Source organism: uncultured Microbacterium sp., from assembly GCF_913776565.1.
Lineage (GTDB): Bacteria > Actinomycetota > Actinomycetes > Actinomycetales > Microbacteriaceae > Microbacterium.
The window spans coordinates 1-6063 of sequence record NZ_CAJYPF010000073.1 but is presented as its reverse complement, the minus strand read 5'-3'; the positions used below and the strand labels follow the sequence as shown (position 1 = coordinate 6063).

The 6063-nt window shown below is 72.0% G+C and carries 6 protein-coding genes and 1 pseudogene; 4 read left to right on the top strand and 3 right to left on the bottom strand.

All coding sequences use genetic code 11. From position 1 onward, the window contains the following. The 3 genes from QZ433_RS04380 to aroA form a co-directional block, all read right to left on the bottom strand. Positions 1-217: redoxin domain-containing protein (locus QZ433_RS04380; RefSeq protein ID WP_295780193.1), on the bottom strand; the 217-nt coding region annotated here is incomplete at its 3' end. Beyond that, positions 214-1275: a ribosome small subunit-dependent GTPase A gene (rsgA, locus tag QZ433_RS04375; RefSeq protein WP_295780192.1), complete on the bottom strand. Its 1062-nt coding sequence runs from the start codon at positions 1273-1275 to the stop codon at positions 214-216. The genes rsgA and QZ433_RS04380, both read right to left, overlap by 4 nt. Then, positions 1272-2618, bottom strand: coding sequence for a 3-phosphoshikimate 1-carboxyvinyltransferase (gene aroA, locus QZ433_RS04370; RefSeq protein WP_295780191.1), 1347 nt, complete (start codon positions 2616-2618; stop codon positions 1272-1274). Before aroA ends, rsgA begins: the two co-directional genes overlap by 4 nt. A gap of 112 nt (positions 2619-2730) precedes the next feature. On the opposite strand from aroA, the gene QZ433_RS04365 reads away from it, so the two are divergent. From QZ433_RS04365 to QZ433_RS04350, 4 genes and pseudogenes are all read left to right on the top strand, one after another. Next, on the top strand, positions 2731-3324 hold the full coding sequence (locus QZ433_RS04365) for a sigma-70 family RNA polymerase sigma factor (protein ID WP_108317299.1): 594 nt from the start codon (positions 2731-2733) through the stop codon (positions 3322-3324). Next, entirely contained in the window at positions 3321-3563 is a 243-nt protein-coding gene (locus QZ433_RS04360; protein ID WP_108317288.1) for a zf-HC2 domain-containing protein, read from the top strand. The genes QZ433_RS04365 and QZ433_RS04360 overlap by 4 nt, the downstream gene beginning before the upstream one ends. 58 nt (positions 3564-3621) lie before the next feature. Further along, complete coding sequence (locus tag QZ433_RS04355; RefSeq protein WP_295780190.1) at positions 3622-4926, top strand: GNAT family N-acetyltransferase; 1305 nt, start codon at positions 3622-3624, stop codon at positions 4924-4926. Between the two features lie 36 nt (positions 4927-4962). Next, positions 4963-6063 (top strand): annotated as a pseudogene (locus QZ433_RS04350) (hypothetical protein); the annotation flags it as partial.

Here is a 6063-nt window from a genome sequence, read left to right as displayed (position 1 = left end):
CGCGCGAGATGCCGAGCACCGTGTAGCCGGCGCCCTGGAGCGACGCGAGGCTGTCGCGGAAGTCGCACGCCTGCGTGGTGCAGCCGGGCGTCTGGGCGGCCGGATAGAAGTACAGGATCACGCGGCGTCCGCGGAAGTCGCTCAGCGAGACGGGGTGTTCATCCTGGTCGAGAAGGGTGAAATCGGGCGCGGTGTCGCCCTTGTCGAGGTTGGTCACCCCTCCAGCCTAGAACGCTCGATGCCCTGGAACGTCGTGAGCAGGCGCTGCAGCGAGTCCAGGCGCGCCCCCGCCCCGGGGCCGAGGCGCCCCGCCGCGACGGCTTCGACGATCGCGCAGTCGGGGGCGTCGGGCAGGTGCGTGCAGCCGCGCGGGCAGTCCTCGGCGACCTCGGCGAGATCGGTGAAGGCCCCCAGGACGTGAGCGGGGTCGACGTGGCCCAGACCGAACGAACGCACGCCCGGGGTGTCGATCACCCACCCGGTCCCGGCCGGTCCGCGGTAGCGCAGCGACACCGCCGACGACGACGTGTGCCGACCGCGACCGGTCACGGTGTTGACGTGTCCGGTCGCCCGTTCCGACCCCGTGAGGGCGTTGACCAGGGTGGACTTGCCGACACCCGAGTGCCCGACGAACACGGTCGCGTGCCCCGCGAGCGCCTCTCCGATGGCCTCGAGCGGCATGTGTCCCTGTGCGCTGGTGAACACACGCAGGTCGATGCCGTCGAAGTGCGACAGGAACTCGGTCGGATCGGCCAGATCGGTCTTGGTGACGACGAGCAGGGGACGGATGCCGGCATCCAGCGCCGCGACCAGATAGCGGTCCACGAGGCGTTCGCGCGGCTCGGGGTCGGCGGCCGCGACCACGACGAGCATCTGGTCGGCATTGGCGACGATCACCCGCTCGACCTGGTCGGTGTCGTCGGCGCTGCGACGCAGCAACGAGGTGCGGTCCTCGATGCCGACGATGCGCCCGAGGGTCCCGTCGTCGCCGGAGAGGTCGCCGACGACGCGGGCCCGGTCGCCGTTGACGATCGGCTGCTTGCGCAGCTCGCGGGCCCGGGTGGCCAGGACCCGGCGCTCGTCCGGCCCGTCCTCGTCCACGAGGACGGTGTACCGGCCCCGATCGACGCCCAGGACGCGGGCGATCCGCGCGTCCGCGTGGGCCGGACGCCGCTTCGTACGCGGGCGGTTGGCCTTGGGGTTGGGGCGGACGCGGATCGAGGACTCGTCGTAGGCGAGATCGTCGTCGTCGTCCGCGTCGTCGAGCCAGCTCACGGGCGGTCCGCGGCATCCATCCCCAGCATGCTCCGCCAGAGGGCGGGGAACTGGGGGAGGGTCTTGGCGGTCGTGCCGATGTCGTCGATCCGGATGCCCGGGACCTTCAGCCCGATCAGGGCGCCGGTGGTGGCGAGGCGGTGATCGTGGTGCGCCTTCCACTCGCCGCCGTGCAGGGGCCGCGGGACGATGCGGATGCCGTCCTCGAGCTCGTGCGCCTCGCCGCCGATCGAACGCAGATTACCGACGAGGGCGGCGATGCGGTCGGTCTCGTGCCCGCGGATGTGGCCGATGCCGTGCAGGACCGTCGGGCCGTCCGCGAAAGCGGCGAGACCGAAGAGCGTGGGTGCGAGTTCTCCGGCGGCCGACAGGTCGAGATCGACGCCCAGGATGCCGTCGTCGCCGGCGGCGACCGTCAGAGCACCGCCGCGCCGGCTGACCCGCGCGCCCATCTCGGCGAGGATGTCGACCAGCAGGGCCCCGGGCTGTGTGCTGTGCAGCGGCCAGCCCGCGACGGTGACCGACCCGCCGGCCACCATCGCCGCCGCGAGGAACGGAGCGGCGTTGGACAGGTCGGGTTCGATCGCCACGTCCTTGCTGCGGACGGGGCCGGCGGGCACGATCCACTCGCCCGGCGCGGGCCGCTCGACGTGGATGGCGCGGTGCGCGAGGGACTCGACCGTCATGTCGATGTGCGGGATGCTCGGCAGTCGCGAGCCGACGTGGCGCAGGTGCAGGCCCACGTCGAAGCGCGCCGCGGCGAGCAGGAGGCCCGAGACGAACTGGCTCGACTGGCTGGCGTCGATCTCGACCTCGCCGCCGCGCACGTGGCCGTGACCGCGCACCGAGAAGGGCAGGGCCCAGTGGCCGCCGTCGTCGATGTCGACGCCGACGTCGCGCAGGGCGCGGATCATCGCGCCCATCGGACGGTGCAGGGCGCTCTCGTGCGCGGTGACGTGCACGTCGCCGCGAGCGAGCCCCGCGAGCGGCGCGATGAAGCGCATGACGGTCCCGGCCTGGCCGCAGTCGACCGTGGTGCCGCCGACGAACGTGGTCGGCGGGGTGATGCGCAGGTCGGGGCCGAAGGGGGAGTCGGTCTCGAGCTCCTCGATTCCCACGCCGAGCGCGCGAAGGGAGTCGATCATGCGCGCCGAATCGTCGGAGTGCAGGGGCGCGTGCAGGATGCCGGGCCCGTCGGCGATCGCGGCGAGGATGAGCTCGCGGTTGGTGAGGGACTTCGATCCCGGCACGGTGAGGACGGCATCCACCGCTGCGGCGGCGACGGGCGCGTCCCACTCGCCGCGAGGCGTGGCGGCCGAAGGGGAATACCCGAGTGCAGTCATCGGTTCCTAGCCTACTGAAAGGGGACGACACGTGACCGCACTTCTGGAGCGAGACCGCACCGTCGCAGCCATCCCGGTGGCCGCGACGAGGCGCGACGTAGACTTGCGCCCGATGAACGACACCGCAGACGCGACGGAGCCCCGCGCGCAGTTCGAAGAGCAGGCCCTGCCCTTCATGGATCAGCTCTACGCGGCGGCCATGCGCATGACGCGCAACCCCGCCGACGCCGCCGACCTCGTGCAGGAGACCTTCGTGAAGGCCTTCGGCTCGTGGGCCTCGTTCACGCAGGGCACGAACCTCAAGGCGTGGCTGTACCGCATCCTGACGAACACGTACATCAACACGTATCGCAAGAAGCAGCGCGAGCCGTATCAGAGCGCGATCGACGACCTCGAGGACTGGCAGCTCGGCGGTGCCGAGTCCACCACGGCCTCGAGCGCCCGCTCGGCCGAGGCCGAGGCGATCGATCACATGCCGGCATCCGTCGTCAAGGACGCCCTTCAGTCGATCCCCGAGGATTTCCGGATGGCGGTGTACCTGGCCGACGTCGAGGGCTTCGCCTATCAGGAGATCGCCGACATCATGAAGACCCCGATCGGCACGGTCATGAGCCGTCTGCACCGCGGACGACGCCTTCTGCGCGACCTGCTGTCGGACTATGCGAAGGAGCGCGGGATCCACACCGCGACGGGAGAGAAGAAATGAGCGACTGCGGCTGCGACAAGGCACGACGCGACCTCGAGGAGTACCTGCGCAACGAGGTCTGCAAGACCGAGGCGAAGGACATCCGCGAGCACCTGGAGAACTGCCCCGGATGCCAGGACGAGGCGCACGTCGCCCGGACCCTGACCGAGGTCGTCGCCCGGGCGTGCAAGGAGACGGCGCCCGAGGAGCTGCGCGATCAGGTGCTCTCGCGCCTGCGGGCCATCCAGGCCACCCACTGACCGTCACCGTGTGACGGATCGCCGGGTGCGTGTCGGGGGTCGTCCGTAGGGTGGAGCCATGGCATCCATCGATCCTCTGACGCTGCCCCTCGACGACACCTCCGCGGCGGATCTGGCCGCGAACGGCCTCGACTACGCTCGCGTGGATGCCGACGGCCCCGGCTATCGCCCGTTCCAGCGGGCCGTGGCGCGGGGATTCCTCGGTCCCGAGTCCAGTGACGACGAAGCCGAGAACGCCCGGTCGACACTGCGCACGCGTCGTCTGACCGGGGTCTTCGACCGCAGCGCGATCGAGCCCGAGGTGCCCGTCGGCACCATCGACTCGTGGGTGGCGCCGCTGACGACCTCACCGGGGCGCCAGCTCGACCTGTGGTCGATCAGCGCCGTCACGGTCGCTCCCACGCACCGTCGCCTCGGCATCGCCCGCGCGATGCTGGGCGGCGAGTTGCGCACGGCCGCCGCGGCGGGCGTCGCTGTCGCCGGTCTGACGGTGACCGAGGCCACGATCTACGGACGCTGGGGCTTCTCGCCGGCGACGTGGGCATCGGACGTCGTCGTCGACACGCGCCGCGCCCGCTGGGCCGGGCCGACGGCACCCGGACGGCTGGACTTCGTGCCGCGAGAGGGGCTCGCCGAGCGCATCTCCGCGGTCCACGAGCGTGTCCGGGTCCAGCGGCCCGGTTCCGTGCCCGGATGGGACGGCCGGTGGCGGGGACTGGCGGGCACGGCCCCGGGTGACAAAGAGGCGGAGAAAGTGCGCGCCGTCGTGTATCGCGACATCGAGGGCGTGGAGCGCGGCATCCTCGTCTACACGATCGCCGAGGCGGACTCGTTCACCGCGCACGAGCTGAACGTGCGCGCGCTCTTCGCCGACGGGGGCGAGGCGGCCGCGGCCCTGTGGCGCTTCGCGATCGAGCACGACCTCGTGGCCCAGGTCAAGGCGTGGTTGCAGGCGCCGGTCCCGCCGGTGCAGTGGATGGTGACCGATCGGCGGGCCGTGACCGCGACCCTGACCGACCACCAGTGGCTGCGCGTCCTCGACGTTCCGGCTGCGCTGGCGTCTCGTCGCTACAGCGCGCCCCTCGACGTCGTGTTGCGGATCAGCGACCCCCTCGGGTTCGCCGAGGGCGACTGGCACGTGCACGTCGACGGCGACGGAGAGGCCCGGGTGGAGCGTGCTCGGGAGGTCTCCACCGGGGTGGTGACGGGTCAGGTGAACGCGCTCGGCTCGCTCCTGCTCGGCGGGGTGCGCGCGAGCGAGCTGGCCGAGGCGGGAACGCTCCACGGAACGGCGAGCGCGCTCGCCGCCATCGACCGTTCCTTTGCGCCCGCTATGACTCCGCTGCTCGACATCTGGTACTGATCCCGCCGCCGAGGCTTTGCTCATAGGCTTGCGCCGATGTCCGAAACAGCCCCGCCCCCGACCGTCGAGCGCACCCCGTCGCGATGGGGCGTCGTGGCATCGTTCGCACGCCACTACCTCTCCCGCAACCCCGTGGCCGTGGTCACGGCGGTCGTCGTGCTCACCGCCGCGGCCGCAACAGGTTCGCTGTGGAACGACGAAGCTGCCCTCGTCTGGGGGGCCGGCCCCCTGGCGACGTTCGCCAGCGGCCGGTGGTGGACGCTGCTGACCGCGCTCGTCGTCCCGGACTCGACCGTCGACGCGGTGTCGTCCGTCGCGCTCGCCCTGACGGTGCTCGCCTACGCCGAGCGCCTGCTGGGGTCGCGGCGCACGGCCGTCGTCCTGGGGGCCGTCGGCTTCTCGGGCCTGCTGCTGGGCATCGGCTTCCACGCCGCGGCCTGGGCGCTGACCGATCTGCGACCGGTGGTCGCCGCCGAAGTGCCCGTGCTCGACCCGACGACGCCGATCGCCGGAGCCGTCATGGCGGCGTCCGCCTTCGCACCCACGCTGTGGCGGCGCCGGGTGCGGCTGGTCGGCTTCGCCTTTCTCGCCTTGTTCGCTCTCTACGCCGGCGACGCCGACAGCTGGTACCGCCTGACCGCGGCGGTCATCGGTCTCGTCGTCGGCGCCGTGGTCGCACGGGGCCGGGAACGTCGCTCCTGGCACCGCAGTTCCGCTCGCGAGACCCGGACGCTGCTGGCGCTGCTCGTGGCCGTCGTCGGCACCGGCCCCATCGTCGCCCTCATCAGCGGCGGCGGGCGGGGGCCGCTCTCACTGGTGGTCGAGGCGTACACGCAGTACGACGACGAGCTGCTCTCCCAATGCGGCTCGGTCGCGGCATCCGTGTGCGACGAGCAGGTCGCCCTGCTGATGACGCGCGGCGCCGGTCCCGCCCTGCTCGCGATCGTCCCGCTCGCGCTGCTGCTGGTGGCGGCGTGGGGTCTTCGCCAGGGACGACGTGCCGCGTGGGCGGTCGCGGTGTTCGTCCTCGTCGCGTCGGCGGTGCTGCCGATCGTGTCGCTCCTGGACGGGCGCCTGCGGATCGACCCGTGGGTCGACGGCAGCGGCGCCGAGTACGTGTTGTGGGCCCTCGCGTCC

Coding starts and splice junctions, on each gene's coding strand:
- aroA (WP_295780191.1), bottom strand. CDS start 2,618: ATGACTGCACTCGGGTATTCCCCTTCGGCCGCCACGCCTCGCGGCGAG.
- QZ433_RS04365 (WP_108317299.1), top strand. CDS start 2,731: ATGAACGACACCGCAGACGCGACGGAGCCCCGCGCGCAGTTCGAAGAG.
- QZ433_RS04360 (WP_108317288.1), top strand. CDS start 3,321: ATGAGCGACTGCGGCTGCGACAAGGCACGACGCGACCTCGAGGAGTAC.
- QZ433_RS04355 (WP_295780190.1), top strand. CDS start 3,622: ATGGCATCCATCGATCCTCTGACGCTGCCCCTCGACGACACCTCCGCG.